The organism is Sorangium sp. So ce1036 (genome assembly GCF_051369805.1).
Classification (GTDB): Bacteria; Myxococcota_A; Polyangia; order Polyangiales; family Polyangiaceae; genus Sorangium; species Sorangium cellulosum_F.
Window position 1 is genome coordinate 67,025 of record NZ_JBBMOX010000001.1, and the last position, 18,344, is coordinate 85,368.

At 72.6% G+C, this 18,344-nt stretch carries 8 protein-coding genes; 4 read left to right on the forward strand and 4 right to left on the reverse strand.

The features are described from left to right. Positions 1–190: 190 nt before the first annotated feature. Entirely contained in the window at positions 191–2,509 is a 2,319-nt protein-coding gene (locus WMF31_RS00080) for an SdrD B-like domain-containing protein (RefSeq protein ID WP_436600003.1), read from the reverse strand. Between the two features lie 745 nt (positions 2,510–3,254). On the opposite strand from WMF31_RS00080, the gene WMF31_RS00085 reads away from it, so the two are divergent. Together WMF31_RS00085 and WMF31_RS00090 are read left to right on the forward strand one after the other, a co-directional pair. Continuing rightward, entirely contained in the window at positions 3,255–4,658 is a 1,404-nt protein-coding gene (locus tag WMF31_RS00085) for a hypothetical protein (RefSeq protein WP_436600004.1), read from the forward strand. 229 nt (positions 4,659–4,887) lie between these two features. After that, a complete protein-coding gene (locus tag WMF31_RS00090) occupies positions 4,888–6,897 on the forward strand; it encodes a zinc-ribbon domain-containing protein (RefSeq protein ID WP_436600005.1) in 2,010 nt (669 codons plus the stop codon). A 166-nt stretch (positions 6,898–7,063) separates the two neighbouring features. On the opposite strand, the gene WMF31_RS00095 is transcribed toward WMF31_RS00090, so the two are convergent. After that, a complete protein-coding gene (locus tag WMF31_RS00095) occupies positions 7,064–9,874 on the reverse strand; it encodes an RCC1 domain-containing protein (RefSeq protein ID WP_436600006.1) in 2,811 nt (936 codons plus the stop codon). Between the two features lie 766 nt (positions 9,875–10,640). On the opposite strand from WMF31_RS00095, the gene WMF31_RS00100 reads away from it, so the two are divergent. After that, on the forward strand, positions 10,641–13,790 hold the full coding sequence (locus tag WMF31_RS00100; RefSeq protein WP_436600007.1) for a DNRLRE domain-containing protein: 3,150 nt from the start codon (positions 10,641–10,643) through the stop codon (positions 13,788–13,790). Between the two features lie 96 nt (positions 13,791–13,886). Here WMF31_RS00100 and WMF31_RS00105 read toward each other — a convergent pair whose 3' ends face one another. Then, positions 13,887–15,620 carry a DUF11 domain-containing protein gene (locus WMF31_RS00105; protein ID WP_436600008.1) on the reverse strand — a complete coding sequence of 578 codons (1,734 nt, stop codon included), beginning with the start codon at positions 15,618–15,620 and terminating at the stop codon, positions 13,887–13,889. Then, entirely contained in the window at positions 15,617–17,446 is a 1,830-nt protein-coding gene (locus WMF31_RS00110; protein ID WP_436600009.1) for an OmpA family protein, read from the reverse strand. The genes WMF31_RS00105 and WMF31_RS00110 overlap by 4 nt, the downstream gene beginning before the upstream one ends. Before the next feature lie 334 nt (positions 17,447–17,780). On the opposite strand from WMF31_RS00110, the gene WMF31_RS00115 reads away from it, so the two are divergent. Further along, positions 17,781–18,329, forward strand: coding sequence for an HD domain-containing protein (locus WMF31_RS00115; RefSeq protein WP_129354662.1), 549 nt, complete (start codon positions 17,781–17,783; stop codon positions 18,327–18,329). Positions 18,330–18,344: the final 15 nt, after the last annotated feature.

Below are 18,344 nucleotides of genomic sequence, written 5' to 3' on the forward strand. Positions count from 1 at the left end.
TCGAGGCGAGCGCCCCGCTCGAGGCGAGCGCCCTGTCGGGCACGGAGGGGGAGGGGAGATGCAGGGAGGATAGAAGAAGGACAGAGGCGGGAGGGCGGCGAGGCCAGCGCCGGCGCCCGACGCTGGTCGCCCGGAGCGGGTGCCGGCCCGAGGGGGGGCGCCCTCCTCTGCCGGTTACCGGTCTGACCGGTCAGCGGCAGCTGTGGTCGCGGTCACCGCCGCTGTTGCTGTCATCGCAATTGAGGGCGTCGCGGTGCGGCGCGCAGAGGCGGCCGTTGTTGTAGTTGTCGAGCGTCTCCGCGAGCGGCTCGCCGCTCGCCCACGGCGAGTACTTGCCCTTGTCCTTCACGTTGCTGCCGAGCGGGTACTGCCGGAGCCATGCGTCGGCCTGGGCAATGGTGTCCTCGATGCAGCTCGACTGGTTGCCGATGCCGACGTTGAGCTTGGCCACGATGAGGTGCTTCGCGAGGATGTACGTGACGTCGCCCTTGGTCGGACGGCTGATGATGTCGAGGAGCTGGGACTTCGTGTACGTCTTGCGGCCGATGGTCAGGTGCGAGACGCGCCAGGCCCTCGGGTGGTTCTTCCAGTAGCCCGGGGTGCCGGTGCCGGGCGACGCGCACTGGCAGGCGCCGCAGTCGGCGGCGCAGCTCGAGCAGTCCTCGGAGCCCGCCTTGCAGACCCCGTCGCCGCAGACCGGCGGGCATTCGCCGCAGTCGGCAGCGCAGCTCGAGCAGGTCTCGCCGACCTCGCAGACGCCGCTGCCGCAGACGGGCGGGCAGATGCCGCAGTCGCTCGGGCACTCGAGGCAGTCCTCGCCGGCCTCGCAGGTGTCATTGCCGCAGACCGCGGGGCAAGCGCCGCAGTCACCGGCGCAGTTGGCGCAGTCCTCGCCGTTCTCGCACACGTTGTTGCCGCAGACCGCGGGGCAGGCGCCGCAGTCGTCCGAGCAGCTGCCGCAGTCCTCGCCGGCCTCGCAGGCGCCGTTGCCGCACACGGGCGGGCAGGCGCCGCAGTCGTCCGAGCAGCTGCCGCAGTCCTCGCCGGCCTCGCAGGTGCCGTTGCCGCACACGGGCGGGCAGACGTCGCAGTCCGCGCTGCAGCTTCCACAGTCCTCGCCCACCTCGCAGGTGCCGTTGCCGCACACGGGCGGGCAGATGCCGCAGTCGACGGCGCAGGTGGAGCAGCTCTCGTCCCCGCCGCAGACGCCGTTGCCGCAGGAGAGCTGGTAGCCGAAATCGGCGTCGAGGAGATCCTGGGCCGGGGCGAGCGAGACCGTGGTCACGCTGTCGAGCACGCCGTCGCGGTCGGCCGTCGGCTCCTGTCCGGCGAGCGGACCGCTCGTCATGAAGTTGTCGGCGGTGATGACGATCTCGTAGTCGCCCGGAGCGAGGCTGTCGAAGAGGTAGAAGCCGGGCTGGCCTGTATAGGGGCTGTCACCGGTGGTCACGGCATCGAGCATCACCCCCTCGTGGTACAGCTCGACGAGGACGCCGTTCACGCCGAGCTCGCCGATCTCGGGCTCATAGAGGCCGTCCGCGTCGCTGTCGAGCCAGACCGTATCGCCGATCGAGGAGTAAGTCACGTAACCGAAGTCGGCGTCGGTCACGTCCTCTCCCGCGCCGATAGACACGGCGAGCGGCTCGGCGCCGGTGGTCAGGAGGTGCCCGAGCGGCAGCGTCATGTCATCGATGCTGACGACGTAGCAGCCGGCGTCGAGCTCGCCGAAGCGGTAGGCGCCGTCCGCGTCGGTCGCCGTCGCCGCGAGGGGATCGCCGTCGGCGGCGCCGTCGCAGTCCGCGTCGCCGAACAGGTCGAGGACGACGTTGGCGATGCCGGGCTCCGAGGCGCCCTCGACGCCGTCCGCGTCCGCGTCGAACCACACCTTGTCGCCGATCGAGCCCTTCGCCGCGGTGAAGCAGACCTCGAGGAAGGGGTGGTTGTCGATCGTCGGGTGGTCGCTGCTCTTGTACGAGGTCTTCCCGCCCTGATCCTCCTCGAGGAGGATCCCGTAGTTGGGCGAGATCCCGCTGACCCACTCCTGCACGAGCTCGGTGAGGTCGATCTCGCTCCACTGCGTGACGCTGGGCACGAACGACGTGAACGCGGTGGGGTCGATGCCGCCGAGGTTGTTCCACGTGACCACGTTCTCGGCCCACGGGGCGAGCACCCGGTGGACGCGCACGGCCTGGGCGGTGCTGGTGTAGGTCTTGGCGTAGAACCTGGCCGACGCGATGAGCGAGCCGGCGGGGATCGGGCCGAGGTCGAACCCGAACAGGGCGCGCTTCTCACCGGCCGTGCTGGAGTACCCCGTGTTCACCTCGTAGGAGTCGGGGACAGCGTAGCTCGGGTTGAGGCTCCATATCTCGGAGTCCGGCAGGTCACCGAGCCCGCCCCTCATGATGACGGTGCATGTGGGAGCGGGCGGCGCGGAGGTTTCGGCCAGGCTCGCCGACGTGACGAACAGCGTGGCGAGCGCGGCGGAGGAGGCGATCGTGATCTGCTTCATTGTTGGCTCCTTTGAGGTCCTTGCGGGGTCGAACCACGATGGAGCGTCATCCGAGTAACAGGCACCATGACACGCGGTCAGGCGAGGTTGGTTTCGCGGGCTCCGGCCCGGGCCGCGCCCCGCGGGCCGATCGGGATCCGATCAGGTACGCGGGGGCATCGGCTCGGATCGGAGAGCGGATGCGCAAAGGTCCATTGTTCAAGCTATCAAGACGGTTTCAGTCTGTCTAGTCATTTCCGGGAGACACGAGAGAATCTCGCTCGGTGTCCTGTCGCTCGGAACGTCTCCAGGTCGCCCTTTGACGCTCTTCTTCGCTCTTCTTCGCTCTTCTTGCCGGGCGCGCCAGGCAAGAAGAGCGTTGATCCCGGAGCGGATCGCTCGGCCTTTCTCGGCCTTGCGCTGCGCGCGTTGGCTCGCGCTCGTCCAGCGGGCTCCTCAGGATCGGATCAGGTACGCAGGGTCGATGGCCTCGAGTTGATGCTGAATGCGCACAGGACCATTTTTCAAGATAAAGAATCCGGCTTTCGCTTGTCTACTCTTTTCTGGTGGGCGAGCGCTTTTGTGCTCTTGCGCAGCGCGCTCCTTCTGCCCCCGCCGCCGTCCGCCGCAGCTTTGCTGTGGCGTGGCCGACACCGTCGTCGACATCCGCGCGTCCGCACGTCTCGGCGCGTCTCTCGGCGCGTCGGCCCGGGCGCCACGGGCCTGCCGCCTGCCGTCCGAGCGCGCGCGCTGCTAGGGTTCGGCCGTGGGACGCTCGCTCGCCTCGCAAGCCCTGCCCCTCGCGCTCCTCGTCGCGGCGCTCGCTGCCGCCCCGCGCTCGAGCGCTGCCCAGGAGCTGCCGACGCTGAGCGGGGCCTGGACCGCGAGCGCGCTCACGGAGCAGTGGTCGATCGCCGCGTGGGGAGAGGCGTGCGGGCCGAGGCCGCGCCCCCAGGGCGCGCCCGGCGGCGCCGTGCAGATCAAGCAGCAGGGCTCGGAGCTCTCGATCTCCGGGGCCTCACGGTCGTGGAGCACCGCCGAGTGCTGGGAGCAGATGCCGGGGCTCGCGCGGAGCAAGCACTCGGCCTCCGGCAACGCGCGGTCCTGGCAGACGCGCTGCACGACGGCGGCCAACGACCCCCGCCAGGCGGTCGTCACCACCACCACGCAGGCGACCGACACCCGCATCCAGATGGTCGAGACCGGGCAGTACCGGTTCATCATCCAGGACACGACGTGCAGCGCCTCCGTGACGCGGACGCGGACCTACACGCTCGTCCGCCGCGAGGGCGAAGCGCCCCCGGCGGCGAGCGCGCCGCCCGTCGCGAGCGCGCCCGCCGCCGAGGGCAAGCCCGCCGCCGAGGGCAAGCCCGCCGCCGAGGGCAAGCCCGCCGCCCCGCGCGCGTGCGACGCCCCCGGCGAGCCGGCGCGCCTTCAGGTCACGCCGTCGCGCAAGCTCATGCGTCCGGGCGAGCGGTTCCAGTTCCGCGCGCTCGTCCTCGATGCCGACGGGTGCGCGCTCCCGACGCGGCCCGCGTGGTCGATCGCGCCGGGGCCGCTCGCGTCCGCCGCGACGGTCGACGCCACCGGCGCGCTCTCGCTCGGCGCGGACGCGGGCGAGGGGAGGCTCGGCCTGGTCGCGTCCATCGCCGGCAAGGGCGTGACGGTCGCGATCGAGGTGACGAGCCCCGACCGGTACGACGCGCTCCTCGCGCGGAGCGGGCTGAACCCCGCCGGCGAGAGCGATCAGGCCGCGATCGCGGTGATCGCGACCGGCACCATCGGCGGACGCACCACCACGGGGGAGGACGTGGCGCGCCAGCGCAAGCACCTGTTCGTCGCCATCGTCGGCGGCGTCGCCGCCTGCCTCGGCTTCGCCGGGCTCATCCTGCTGCGCCGCGGGCGCCGGCGGACAGAAGGCGAGCTGGAGGGCCCGGTGTCGACGGGCGACGCCCCCGCGGCGCCCGACAGCGCAGGCGTGCGGGCAGGGCCGGCGCCCGCCGGCGCGCCGCGCGCGGACGGCATCGCGGGCGGCGCGGCGCGCGACGAGGCGCCGGCGCGGCCAGCGTCGAGGGTGCGCGGAAAGATCTGCCCGACCTGCGGCGAGAACTACCCGGGCGAGGCGATGTTCTGCGGGAAAGACGGCACGCAGCTCGTTCCACTCAACTGAGGTGCCGCGCGGCGTCTCGCCGCGCGCTGCGTCATCGCGCGGCGCCGCCGCGGAGAGCGCGTCGCGAACGACCACCGGCGCGGGCCGCGCTCAGGAAAGAAGGCCGTTGCCTTGATCGGTCTTGCGCGGTCCCGCTATCCTCTGTGGTACGACCAGGCCGCGACGAGGATGCGCGTGTGTGGTCGTCTTACCCACGCCCGCAGGTCGGAACGGGAAGGGCGCCAATCGCATGAAGATTACCTGTGAGTCTTGCCAGGCCAAGTACACCATTGCCGACGAGAAGGTCGCCGGCAAGACGGTCAAGATCAAATGCAAGAAGTGCAACCACGCGATGGTCGTCCATGCCGCGAATGAGGCTGCCCCGTCCCCGGGCGCGCCGCAGGACGTGACCGCCGGGCAGCAGGGCGATCTGACGGAGGACGCCGAGACGAAGCTCGTGGCCGAGGCCGGCGCGTCGTCCGCCGCGGCGGCCGATCCGTGGACCGTCAACGTCGCCGAGGGCGATGAGCGGACCATGACGACGGCGGAGCTCGTGGCCGCGTATGCGAGCGGCTCGCTCAGCAACGACACGTACGTGTGGAAGGAGGGGATGAGCGACTGGATGCCGATCGCCAGCGTCCCCGAGGTCGCGCAGGCCGCTGCGCAGCCGGGCGCCGCCCCGACGGCTGCGCCGGATGCCGCGGCTGCGCCGGATGCCGCCGGTGTGCCCGCTGTCGGCGCTGCGCCTGCGCCAGCGGTCGCCGCGTCGGCAGCGGCCGCTACACCGGCCGCGCCGGTCGCTGCGCCGGTTCCCCCGGCCGCCGTCGCCCCGGTCGCTGCGGCCACGCCTGCGCCGCCGGCCGCCGCCGCGCCGGTCCCGGTGGCTCCGGCGCCGGCTGGGCTCAGGTTCGGCCCGGAGGGGACCGTCGTCATGAAGGAGACGCGGCGCGCCCCGAACCCGGCCACCGCCGCGCTCCCGTCGTCGCCTGCCGTGCCGAGGGCGGCGGCCGCGCCCGCCGCGGCGCCTGCTGCCGCAGCTACCGCGCCCGCGGTGGCCCCGGCCGCCGCGGCGCCTGCCCCCGCGCCCGCTGCCGCGGCCGCCGCGGCGCCTGCCCCCGCGCCTGCGGCCCCTGCCGCCGCGCCTGCGGCTGCGCGTCGCGCCGGGCGAGCCGCCGCGGTGGACGTGTTCAGCGCGGCCCAGCGCGCAGGGGACTCTGCCGCGCCCCCGCCGCAGCCCGGCGCCGATCGCCTGGTCGGCGAGCGCAACGAGAACTCCGTCCTGTTCTCGCTCTCGGCGCTCACCGCCGTGGAGAACGCCGCCAAGCAACCGATCCAGGAGGAAAGCCCGACCGGCCGGCGCTCCTCGCGCCCCGCGAAGAACAACGGGCGCACCGATTACGACGACCTGCTGAACCTCGGCGGCGGCGCCATCGCCGCGCCGATGCTCGCGCCCCCGCCCCTGCTCGCGCCCGTGGGAGGGGACTCGCGGCCGCCGCCGTCCATGCCCCCGCCGGCCTCGGCCAAGACCTCCGTGCCACCGTCGCTGCTCTCCCCGCTCGCGGCGCCCGAAGCCCCGGCCAAGAAGAGCCCCCTCGGCCTGATCGCCGCCGCGGCCGCCGCGGTCGTGCTGATCGGCGGCGTCGCCTTCTTCTTCATGCAGAAGCCGAGCGACGAGGCGTCCACGGTCACGCCGGAGCAGGCCAACGCGGCCCCGGTCGAGACGTCGAGCCCGGCCGAGACCGCGGAGCCCGCGCCGACGCCGAGCGAGACCGCGGCCGCCGAGGCGCCGCCGGCCGAGACCGCGGCCGCCGAGGCGCCTGCGGAGGCCCCGACGGCCACGCCCGACGCCGAGACGAACGAGGCGGCCGAGGCGGCGCCCAACGCCGACAAGCCGGCCGAGAAGCCCGCCGGGGCGGCGCCCTCGCCCGCGCCCGCCGCGGAGAAGCCGGCCGCGCCGAAGCCTGCGCCGGCGACGGGCTCGGCCGCCGCCGGTCCGTTCAGCCGCGGCGCGGCGACCTCGGCGCTCGGCTCTGCCGCCGCCTCCGCCAGGAGCTGCAAGCGGCGTGGCGGCCCGACCGGGACGGGCAGGGTGCGGGTCACCTTCGCGCCGAGCGGCAGCGTCACCTCGTCGCAGGTTCAGGGCGCGCCGTTCGCCGGCACGAGCGTCGGCAACTGCGTCGCCGGCGTCTTCCGCCGCGCGCGCATCCCGGCCTTCAGCGGCGCCCCGGTCACCGTCACGAAGTCCTTCTCGATCCACTGACCGGCGCCGCGACAGCGGACCGGCGCCCCGGCAGCGGACGGACCGCAAGGGCGCACGAGGGGCGCAAGGGAGAGAGGGGTGTGCCCCTCTCCCCTCTGTTCCTTGCGCCCTTGCGGTTCTCTCTCCCATCGGCGGATCGCCGCGGAGCTCCAGCGCGATCGGCGTTCTAGAGGAAGGAGCGGCCCAGGTCGATCACCGGGAGCGCGTCGCCCATCTCACCGGCCTCGTCGCCGCAGTGAGGGCTGGTGCCGGCGCAACCAGGGCCGCCGAGCCTGCCGCCGACGCTCTCCCCCCAGCACTTGATGTGGCCCGTATCGAGCAGCGCGCAGGTCGCGTGGGCGTTGACCCCGGCGACGACCGCCTGGGCCCTGCGGCCGAAGCCCAGATCGACCACGGGCAGGTAGTCCCCCATCGTGCCGGAGCTGAGCCCGCGCGGCGAGGTGTTACCGAGGCCGAGCTGACCGAACGAGTTTCTTCCCCAGCACTTGATCGTGTCGTTGTCGAGCAGCGCGCAGGTGTGGTTCCTGCCCGCAGAGATGGCCTTGGCGGTGCGCTCGGCCCCCAGGTCGACCGCCGGCAGGATGGCCATCTCGCCGGCCTGGTCGCCCTGGTCAGCGGAGCTCTCGATGCCGAGCTGGCCGTAGCCGTTCGAGCCCCAGCACTTGACCGTGTTGTTGTCGAGCAGCGCGCAAGTGTGCGCAGCGCCCGCCGAGATGGCCTTGGCCGTACGGTCAACCCCGAGGTAGACGGGATCGAGGATCTCCATCTCGCCAGCCTGGTCGCCCTGGTCAGCGGAGCTCTCGATGCCGAGCTGGCCGTAGTCGTTCGCGCCCCAGCACTTGACCGTGTTGTTGTCGAGCAGCGCACAGGTGTGCGTGGCCCCGGTCGCCACGGCTTTGACTTTGCGGTCCGCACCCAGGTAAACCGTGGGGAGGTTGTCGCCCATGTCGCTGGCAAGGACGCCTCGGTGGGTGGTGTCGCCGAGCCCGAGCTGGCCGTAGGTGTTCGAGCCCCAGCACTTGACCGTGTCGTCGTCGAGCACGGCGCAGACATGGCTGTTGCCCGCGGACGCGGACTTGACGGTACGATCCGTGCCGAGGTGCGTGCCGAGGTCGATGAAGTCGAGGCTCGCCATCTCGGCCGCGCTGTCGCCCTGGCTGCTGGTGGCGCCGTTGCCGAGCTTCCCGCCCCAGCTGCTGCCCCAGCACTTGATGCCCTTGAGCGACGAGGAGGGGAGCTCCTGCAACGCGCAGGTGAGCGACTCGCCGGTGATGATCGACGTCACCTCGCCGACCAGGACCTCATCGAGACCCTCCCCCATCTCGTAGGGCTCGTCGCCCCGGGCGTCGTCATCGCCGAGCCCGAGCTGACCGAGGCTGTTGTACCCCCAGCACTTGGCGCTGCCCGACGTGAGGCGCGCGCAGACGTGATTGTAGCCGACCGCGACCTGGGAAGCGGTCTGGCTGCCCGTCAAGGCGAAGGGGAGCGCGTTGCCCATCTCCCAGGGAACATCACCGCGGGCGGCCGGGATATCGAACGTGGGCACACCGACGCCGAGCTGGCCGAAGGTGTCGGCGCCCCAGCACTTGATCCGATGATGAGTGGACTCGATGATGCACGTGTGGTCGTCGCCGGCCGCGATCGTGATCGGCACGAGGGGAGTCGAGCCCACGACCTCCGTGCCGATGTTGACGAGCGGCAGGTCGTCGCCCATGGTACCGGCCACATGGCCTCGCGGGGTCGAGTCTCCGACCCCGAGCGCGCCGAGGTAGTTGCTCCCCCAGCACTTGATCCCGTCGTTGGTGAGCAGGACGCAGGTGCGGTTGCCGCTCGCGGTGATGGCCTTGGCGGTGAGGTCGGCGCCGAGGAGGCCGGTGCCGAGGTCGACCCGCGGGAGGTCGTCGCCCATCTCGCCGGCGTCATCGCCGCGCTTTTCGGGCGAGTCGCTGTAGCCGAGCTCGCCCGCCTCGTTGGCGCCCCAGCACTTGACCTGCCCGTTGTCGAGCACGGCGCAGACGTGGTTGTCCCCGGCGGCGATGGCCTGGGCCGTGCGACCGGTGCCGAGATCGATGGGATCGATGCTGCTCATCTCTCCCGGGGCATCGCCGAGGTCATCCGTGTGATCGCCCGCCGTGCCCCCCGGGAGGCCGAGGGCCCCAAACCCGTTGTTGCCCCAGCACTTGACCGTGTCGTCGTCGAGCAACGCGCAAGCGAAATGCTCGGTCGCTATGGCGATGCTCTTGACGGTGCGCCCGGCGCCGAGCTCGATCGGCGGGAGATTGTCGCCCATCTCGGTCACGTCGTCGCCGATGATGTAGTTCATGGGATCGTAGAGGCCCTGGCCGAGCGAGCCGTAGACGTTCGCGCCCCAGCACTTGGCCCGATCGTTGTCGAGGATGACGCACGTGCGGTTCTTGTGGGCATAGATCGCCTTGGCCGTGCGGTTGGTGCCGAGATTGACGATCGGGAGGTTGTCGCCCATCTCGGAGGGGGAATCGCCGACCACGGTGGATGTGCTCACCCCGATGCCGAGCACACCGTTGCTGCCCGAGCCCCAGCACTTGACCGTGTCGTCGTCCAGGATGGCGCAGGTATGCGAGCCGCCGGCCGAGATCGCCTTCGCCGTGCGCCCCTTCCCGAGGTTGACGAACGGGATGGTGTTGTATGCCGAGCTGACGCCGCGAGGGTCCGTATCGCCGAGGCCGAGCTGTCCGCTCTCGTTCCTCCCCCAGCACTTGACGAAGCCGCCCTCGAAGATCGCGCAGGTGTGGTTGGTCCCGGCGGAGATGGCGCCGGGCCCCAGGGCGCGCAGCGCGCTTGACGCCGCGAGCACGGGCTCGTCCAGATCGCCCGCCTCCGCGCCCCCGCCGGCGCACGCCGACGCGAGGAGGCTCGTCGCGAGCGCGGCCAGGGGGACCAGCGCATGCGCCGACAGGCGGCCTGCGCGGGGCGTGACGTCCGTCGTCCGCCGGGGCACGGCGCGATCCGTCGGAGCGGGGAGAGCGCCCCGTCGAGAGGCACGGGGGTCGTTCTCCGACAGGGAATATGCACGGGGAGGCATCATCGAAGCAGTCCTCTTGTGGAGCAGGTGAAAGGCGCGTGAGCTGCTACGCGCCCAGCCAAGAACGAGGAAGGCGAGCTCGCGAGCGGCCGAGACTTCGGGTCTCCCCGGAGCCAGCCTGAACCTCGGCCAGCGGGCGCCGAGCAAGGGGGGTGCCAGTCGACGCGCCGCGCCTACCCTGACCGCGCGCCTCCCCCAGGCCCGGCTGCTCGGAGCACATTCGCCGAAAGCCCGGTCGAGGCGTGCCCTCGGCCGGGGGCGCGCGCCGGCGCGCATGACCGGTCGCGAGCGGGGCATGTCACGGCGGGAGCGTGACATGTCACGGCCGGCGTGTGACATGTCACGGCTGGAGCGTGACATGCGTCGCACGCCTCGCCGAGGATCTCGCTGCAACCAGCGGCCCGGCGCCGGGCGAAAAGCGCGGGGGCTGGTCGGGTTCCGCCCAGGGGGCAATCGGGCAGGTCATCAACGCTCCATGAGGACGTTGCAGGCGCGATGTCCGAAGGGCCATAGTGTCACCGTGGCTGCTGCTGCGTTGCAGCGCCCGTTCCCTGCAATTGCTCCTTCAACGCCATTAGGTGTCATCGTGCGAAACCTCTCCTGGTCCGAGCGCGCCGGCTCGTGTATCTCGCGTGGTTGGGATTCTCCGCTCCGGCGCCGCCGCCTCCGGTGGACGGCGGTCATGGCGCTCGCGACCGCCTGCGGCTGCGGCGGCGCGCCGGCCGACGGCGAGCTCGGTCGCGCCGAACAGGCCGTCACCCTCCCGGGCGGGCGCGTGGTCATCAGCCAGGTGTACGGCGGCGGCGGCAATGCCGGCGCCGCCTACACCCACGACTTCGTCGAGCTGTTCAACCGGTCGAGCAGCCCGGTGTCCCTCGCGGGGTGGTCCATCCAGTACGCGAGCGCCACCGGCACGGGCGCCCTCGGGGCCACGGCCTCGCAGCGCACGGAGCTGCCCGCGATCACCTTGCAACCCGGCCAGTACCTGCTCGTCCAGGGGGCCGCGGGGTCGGGCAACGGCGCCCCGCTCCCGGCCCCCGACGTCGTCGACGCGACCCCCATCAACCTGAGCGGCTCGGCGGGGAAGGTCGCGCTGGTCCGGGGCGCCGCGGGCCTCGGCTGCAACGGCGGGTCGTCCCCGTGCTCGACGGCCCAGGAGGCGCTGCTCGAGGATCTCGTCGGCTACGGCGGCGCCACCTATTTCGAGGGCTCCGCGCCGGCGCCGGCGACGGCCAACGCGACGGCCTCGATCCGGCGGCGCGCGGGCTGCCAGGACACGTCCAGCAACGCCGACGACCTCGCGACCGGGGCGCCCACCCCGCGCAACACCCTGGCCGCCGTCGCGTCCGCGTGCGGCGACGACCCCCCGCCGGTCGACGACCCCCCGCCGGTCGACGACCCCCCGCCGGTCGTCGCCATCCACGACATCCAGGGGCGCGCGCACCTGTCGCCGCTCGCGGGCGCCGTCGTGAGGACGACGGGCGTCGTCGCGAGCCTGCGCGGCAACGGCTTCACCGTCGAGTCGACGGAGCCGGACGGCGATCCGGCCACCTCGGAGGGGCTGTTCGTCTTCACCGGCACCGCCCCGGCGGTGAGCCCGGGCGACCTGGTCGAGCTCGCCGGCGAGGTGGTCGAGTTCCGCGGCGGCTGCGCCGAGCCGTGCACGCCCGCCCGCGGCAGCGGGTACGACAACCTGACCGTCACGGAGCTCAGCCGCCCGCAGATCACCGTCCTCTCGAGCGGCCATGCGCTGCCGGCCCCGGTCCCGATCGGCTTCGCGCCCGGCGCGCGCAGGCCCCCGGCGCAGGTCATCGAGGACGACGCGAGCGGCAGCGTGGAGAGCTCGGGCGACTTCGACCCCGAGGCCGACGGCCTCGATTTCTGGGAGAGCCTCGAGGGCATGCGGGTGAGCCTGAACAGCCCGGTCGTCGTGGGCCCCACCCGCACGTTCACGAGCTCGGGCACCGCGGAGATGGCGCTGATCCCCGGCGACCGCGACGACGCGACCGGCGCCGCGGCCGGCCTGCGCAGCGCGCGCGGCGCCATCGTCCTCGGCCCCGGCGACGCCAACCCGGAGCGGATCCTGCTCCAGCTCCCCCTGCGGGCCTCCCCGCCGGCGCTCGACGTCGGCGCGACGTTCGCCGGGCCCATCGTGGGCACGATCGACTACAACTTCGCCAACTTCAAGCTCCTGCCCGTCGGCGATGGGCTCCCCGCGGCGACCTCGGCGCTCACGCGCGAGACCGTGTCGCTGGGAGCGCGGAGCGCCGACGACCTCGACGTCGCCGCGTTCAACGTCGAGAACCTCGATCCGGGGGATCCGCAGGAGAAGTTCGATCGCCTCGCGCGCATCCTCGTCGATCACCTCGGTGGCCCCGACCTCGTCGCGCTCGAGGAGATCCAGGACGACACGGGCCCGACCAACGACGGCGTGGTGGACGCCTCGCAGACGTTCGCGCGGCTCATCGCCGCGGTCGCGGCCGTGCCGGGCGGGCCGACGTACGCGTTCCGGAGCATCGACCCGGTCGACGGCGCGGACGGCGGCCAGCCGGGCGGCAACATCCGCGTGGGCTTCCTGTTCCGGACCGACCGCGGCCTCGAGTTCGTCGACCGCCCGGGCGCGGGACCCCTCACGCCCAACGAGGTCGTCGGCGAGGCGGGCGGCGTGGCGCTGCGGTACAGCCCCGGCCGCATCGACCCGGCCAACCCGGCCTTCACGAGCAGCCGCAAGCCGCTCGCGGGCGAGCTCCGCTGGAACGGCCAGCCGCTGTTCGTGGTGGCCAACCACTGGAGCTCCAAGGGCGGCGACGAGCCGCTGAGCGGGCGCTTCCAGCCCCCGACCCTCTCGAGCGAGGCGCAGCGGCTGCAGCAGGCGGCCGTGGTCGCCGGCTTCGTGCGGCAGATCCTCGATCGCGACCCGTCCGCGAACGTCGTGGTCCTGGGCGACCTGAACGATTTCCAGTTCTCGGCGCCCCTCGAGGTCCTCAAGGGCGCGGGGCTGACCACGCTGATCGAGACGCTCCCGCCCGAGGAGCGCTATACGTACGTGTACGACGGCAATGGCCAGGTGCTCGACCACGTGCTGGTCAGCCCCGGCCTGGCGGGGCCGAAGCTCATGGGCTTCGATGTCGTCCACGTCAACGCGGAGTTCGCCGACCAGGCCAGCGACCACGATCCCGGCGTGGCGCGGTTCCGCATCGCGCCGGACATGGATGGCGACGGCATCCCTGACGCGCTCGACAACTGCCCCACGGCGCCCAACCCCGGCCAGGCGGACTCGGACGGCGACGGGACCGGCGATGCCTGCGACCTCGCGTGCGTCCGCGTCCAGCGCGGCACGTTCGGCGGCGTGCAGGACGCCCTCGTCGAGGACGCCACGACCGGCTGGTCGTACGGCGGGTATCCTTATCTCGTCACCAGCGCGGTCGCGGAGCGCCCGCTGACGGCGCTGGTCGCCTTCGATCTCTCCTTCATCCCCGCGGGCTCGCGCGTGGCGTCGGCGACCCTCTCCCTGTCGTACGCCTGGAAGCCCGCCGGCAGCGCGGTCACCGTGCACCGCGTGAGCGGCGCCTGGGACGAGGCGACCGTCGACGCCGGCAACTTCGGCGGCCACAGCCCGGCCGTCGAGGCCTCGCTCCTCACGCTTGCGCAGACCGACGCGTTCGCGTCGGCCGGGCTGACATCGCTCGTCCAGGGCTGGGTCGACGGCGTCCAGCCGAACCATGGTGTCGCCCTGGTCGACGCCGCCGACAGGACCGATTTCCGTGCGAGCGAGCACGGTGACGTCGCGCGCAGGCCGAAGCTCGAGGTCTGCTACTACGCGGCGGAGTGAATGGCGCTGGCCGGCGGCCTCATCGGTCATGCGCGCGACATGGCACGTCGTGCCCCGTGACATGTCACGCTCGAGCCGTCAGAGGCGATCGGTGCTCTAGCCGCGGCGCCGCCGGCGGAGGAGCCCCGCGAGCGCGAGGCCCGCGGCGAGCCAGGCGGCGCCCCCGGCCCGGCCTCCAGGGCTGGCCGCGCACGGCCCGAACACGCCGCTCCCGACCGCGTAGAAGCGCTCGGGCTCCACCGCGAGCTCGGTCGGCGGCGCGCCCGCGCCGTCGCCGTTGCCGTCCGTCAGGTCGTCGCTGCGCGGGGCGCCGAGCGCGCCCGCGGCGGAGATCTTCGCCTGGTTCGCGATGACATCCGGCGCGTCCTCGTCGATCGTGACCTCGAAGCGCACCGTCACGCTCTCCCCCGCGGGGATGCGGCCGCCCTGCGCCCCGTCCGCCCCGTCGCCGAGCCGGAACGTGACGGTCCGCGCCTCGGGATCGTACTCGCCGAGGTCGTCGCCCGGCGCGTCCGTCTGGGGCCCGGCGCCGGGGCCCTCGACGATCTCCAGCGACCCGGGGACGAACGTCACGAAGGGCGGCAGCGGGTCGGTCAACACCGCGCCCACGGCGTCGTCGTTGCCCGTGTTCGACGCCGTGATGCGGTATTCGACGACGTCGCCGCGGTACGTCGGCAGCCCGCCGAGGTCCGTGGCCACCTTGCTCGACTTGCTGAAGTCGTGCCCGATGTTGGCGATCGAGGTCACCCAGCCCGCGAGGAAGAAGAGCTCCTGGGTGCTCGTGGCCACCAGCGTGGCCCGCTCCTGCCCCGGCACGAGCTTCGCGCTCACGTCGACGATGTCGATGTCGACCCCCGACATGCTCTGCGGCGTGCCCGGGATCCTCGGGAGATCGCCCTCGACCGACACCGGCTTTCCGAACGCCGAGCGCGTGCTGTTGAAGAAGTTGTCGGCCGGGTTCATCGCGTCGCTCAGCGCCTCGGCCACGTCGGGCTTGCCCGGGTTCTTGGGGTTGAAGAAGACGCTGTCGCCCGAGTTCGTGTTGTCGCCCTCGAACGCGATGATCCCCAGCTTCGCGCTGAACCCGGCGTCGGGCACCTTGAAGCCCGAGAGCTCCACGCGCTGCGAGTTGCCCTGCGAGACCCGGTCGAGGCCGTCGAACAGCGCGAGGTTGCGCATCGGCGACCTCGGCGCCTCGTAGAACACCACCATCCACCAGGCCGCGAACACCACGTCGTCGTCGCTGTTCCGGACGTCGACGACGTCCACGCCGCCCACCCGGTACGCCCCCGGCCCGCTCCCCTTCACGATCGCGGTGATGTCGGCGACCGACTGGTAGTTGTGCGTCTCGTCCGGGCGCCCCTGGTTGATCACCGTCTCGACCGAGTCGATCGCGGTGACCGCGCCGCCCTCGCCGCCCTCGTGGTGGAGCTCGACCTCCTGGTCGGCGCCGGCCGTGTTGCGCGCCGCCCAGTACAGGAACGCGTGGGTCACCGTCGCTCCCTCGGGCAGCGTCAGCACCGCGGTCGTGCGCGCCGCCTCCGGGGCGATATCGAGGTTGGCCTCGGCCCGGCCCTCCGCGGGCGAGTCGGAGCGCCAGAAGAGGTCGGGGCCCGACTCGACGGTCGACGCGCCGCAGTCGCCGACCGTGCCGGCCATCGGGCTCGGCGTCGCGCGGCGGCACTCCTGGCCGAGCGAGCTCCCGATGAGCGCGAAGTCGCCCGGCTGCTCGACCTGCACGCGCAGCTTGGGCTCGGCCGTCGCGCTGGCGGCCGTGAGGCCGATCAGCGTGAGGGACGCGAGCCCCGTGATGCTCAACTGCTTTCTCATCGCTTCTCTCCCGTCTCAGCCTGCGGTCTGTTCGCGGCCTTCTTGATGATGTTGAACTGGACGCGCCGGTTCCTCTGCCTCCCTGCCTCCGTCTTGTTGTCGGCGAGGGGCTGGCTCCGGCCATAGCCCTGCGCCGTCAGCCGCGTCGCGTCGATGCCGCGGCGGACCAGCGCCGCCATGACCGAGTTGGCGCGGTTCTGCGACAGCACCCGGTTGTACTCGTCGGTGCCGCGGTCGTCGGTGTGGCCCTCGATCTCGATGAGCACGATCTCCGGGTGCTCCTTCAGGACCTGGGCGACCTCGTCGAGCAGCGGATCGCTCACCGGCTTGATGGTGGCCTTGGCCGTGTCGAACTGCACCTGCTGGAGGATCACGACGTGCTTCTCGGTCACCCGCACCGCCTTCGGGCAGCCGTGCTTCGTCGGGTCCTCGTCCGCGAAGCCCTTCTCCCTCGGGCAGGCGTCGGTGTCGTCCTTGAAGCTGTCGCCGTCCGTGTCCCCCGGGCAGCCGTTCTTCGCCGGATCCTCCGACGCGACCCCCTTGACGTCCGGGCAGGCGTCCTCGCCGTCGGGCACGCCGTCCTCGTCCCGGTCCGGCGGGCAGCCGTTCTTCTTGGGATCGTCGCTCGCGACGCCCGCCACGAAGGGGCAGGCGTCGACGGCGTCGACGATGCCGTCCTTGTCCCTGTCGGGCGGGGGCGGGCAGCCGTGCTTCCTGGGGTCGTCGCTCGCGATGCCCGCCGCGAAGGGGCAGGCGTCGACGGCGTCGAGGATGCCGTCCTTGTCCCTGTCGGGCGGGGGCGGGCAGCCGTGCTTCTTGGGGTCGTCGCTCGCGACGCCCGCCACGAAGGGGCAGGCGTCGACGGCGTCGGCGATGCCGTCGCCGTCCCGGTCCGGCGGCGGCGGGTGCTGCTCCGGCGTGAAGGCGGCCATCGCGACGGCGCGCAGATCCGGCGTCCCGATCCCCGAGGTGAGCCCGGGCCCCACGCCGAGCCCCGCCTCCAGGAAGGGGAGGACCCGGTACCTCGCGTCGAGGAGGAGCTCCGCGTTGACGGCGCGGCTGTCGATGTCCTCGAGCACCATCGCGGTGCTGAGCTCCGGCCCGACCTGGAGCCGGCCGTCCGCGGCGAGGAACCCGACGCCGCCGCCCAGGATGAGCATCGTCCCCTGCGTCACGCCGCCGAACGACTGCGAGCGCCGGAGCTCGGCGCCCAGCGCGGCCGACCACACGAGCGCCTGGGTGCGTCCGCCGGCGGCGAGGTACGGCATCGCCCGCACGCTGCCGTCGCTCACGTAGGAGTCGTCCGCGCCCGTGGGCAGCCAGAGGTACGCGCCCACCGCGACCTGGAGCGGGTCGTGGTACGCGCCGAAGAGCCCCACCCGCGCGCCGAGCCGCAGGTCCCCGAGCTCCGCGCCGCTCGGGGACGCGAACGCCTGGCCGCCGCCGCTCGGGCTGTCCCCCGATTGCAGCGCGGTGAGCGGCGCGTCGAGATCGAAGCTCACCCTGTTCCAGAGCGGGAGCGACGCGTTGAGCCGGAACGTGAGCTGATCGCTCACGATCGCGCCGAGCTCCGCGTCATCGCGCTCGCGCCGGAGGACGAGCGGATTGCTCGCGTAGTCGGCCAGCAGCATCACGTGAGGCGTGAGGTGGCCTGGCGAGAACGGCGACGGCACGCTGAACATGCGGTCCCCGGCCGGGGCCGGGACGAAGCGGCTCAGCGCCATGCCCCCGGGCTCCTGGGGCGCGTCCTGCGCGCGCGCCGGCGCGGGCGCCGCGGCGAGGGCGGCGAGGGCGGCGGCGATGGATACGAAAGACCAAGATCTCATGTGGTGGCACCCTGCTGTGTCGGCGGGTTTCGCATGACGATATAAGATGCTGTCGCGGACCAGTATACAGACCGGCAATTGCGTCGTCTCCGGCAACCCACGACAGGCGCCGCACGTTCGTAGCACCTGCGCGCACCTCCCCGGACCATCTGAACGAACGAGAGGTTGTCGCGCGCTCGCCTGCCGCCGCGCCGGGCGTGCGCCCGGGCGCGGCCGCGCGCCGGGCGACACGGCACAGCGCGGCTGCAGCGCGCGGCCCGCCGGATCGAGCGCCGCGCCAGGCGTCGGGGCGCCTGCGCTCCGGGCGCCGAGCGGCTATGGTGCGGGCATCGCGATGAGCACCCTCCTCAAGCGCGCGCTCGACCAGGCCGCCGTCTGGCACCGGGCACAGAGGCGCAAGTATCCGAACGTCGACGTCCCGTACATCAGCCACCTCGCCGGCGTGGCGATCGTGCTCGCGCGCCACGGCTTCGACGAGGAGGTCGTGGCGGCGGGCGCGCTGCACGACTCCATCGAGGACCAGGGCGTCACGTTCGACGAGCTGCTCCAGCGCTTCGGCGAGCGCGTCGCCACGCTCGTCCGCCACGTGACCGAGCAGGACAGGTCGCTGCCCTGGGAGGAGCGCAAGCGGCTCTACCTCGAGGCGTTCCCGATGAAGCCCTGGGACGCGCAGGCGATCACGCTGGCGGACAAGATAGACAATTTCCAGTCCATCATCGTCTGCTCGCAGGAGCACGGCGATCCGTGGCCGATGTTCAAGCGCGGCAGGGAGACGCAGGTCGCCAGGTTCGAGGAGCTGCGGGGGATGTCTCGAGCGCTGCCGCCGCACCCCCTCATCGACGAATACAATGCCGTGCTCGACGAGCTCCTGTCGGTGCGCTGAGCGCCGGCGCCCCGG

What these genes read in the sequence shown, in the direction of transcription:
- WMF31_RS00090 (WP_436600005.1), top strand. Translation starts at nt 4,888, where the DNA reads ATGAAGATTACCTGTGAGTCTTGCCAGGCCAAGTACACCATTGCCGAC.
- WMF31_RS00110 (WP_436600009.1), bottom strand. Translation starts at nt 17,446, where the DNA reads ATGAGATCTTGGTCTTTCGTATCCATCGCCGCCGCCCTCGCCGCCCTC.
- WMF31_RS00080 (WP_436600003.1), bottom strand. Translation starts at nt 2,509, where the DNA reads ATGAAGCAGATCACGATCGCCTCCTCCGCCGCGCTCGCCACGCTGTTC.
- WMF31_RS00105 (WP_436600008.1), bottom strand. Translation starts at nt 15,620, where the DNA reads ATGAGAAAGCAGTTGAGCATCACGGGGCTCGCGTCCCTCACGCTGATC.
- WMF31_RS00115 (WP_129354662.1), top strand. Translation starts at nt 17,781, where the DNA reads ATGAGCACCCTCCTCAAGCGCGCGCTCGACCAGGCCGCCGTCTGGCAC.
- WMF31_RS00100 (WP_436600007.1), top strand. Translation starts at nt 10,641, where the DNA reads ATGGCGCTCGCGACCGCCTGCGGCTGCGGCGGCGCGCCGGCCGACGGC.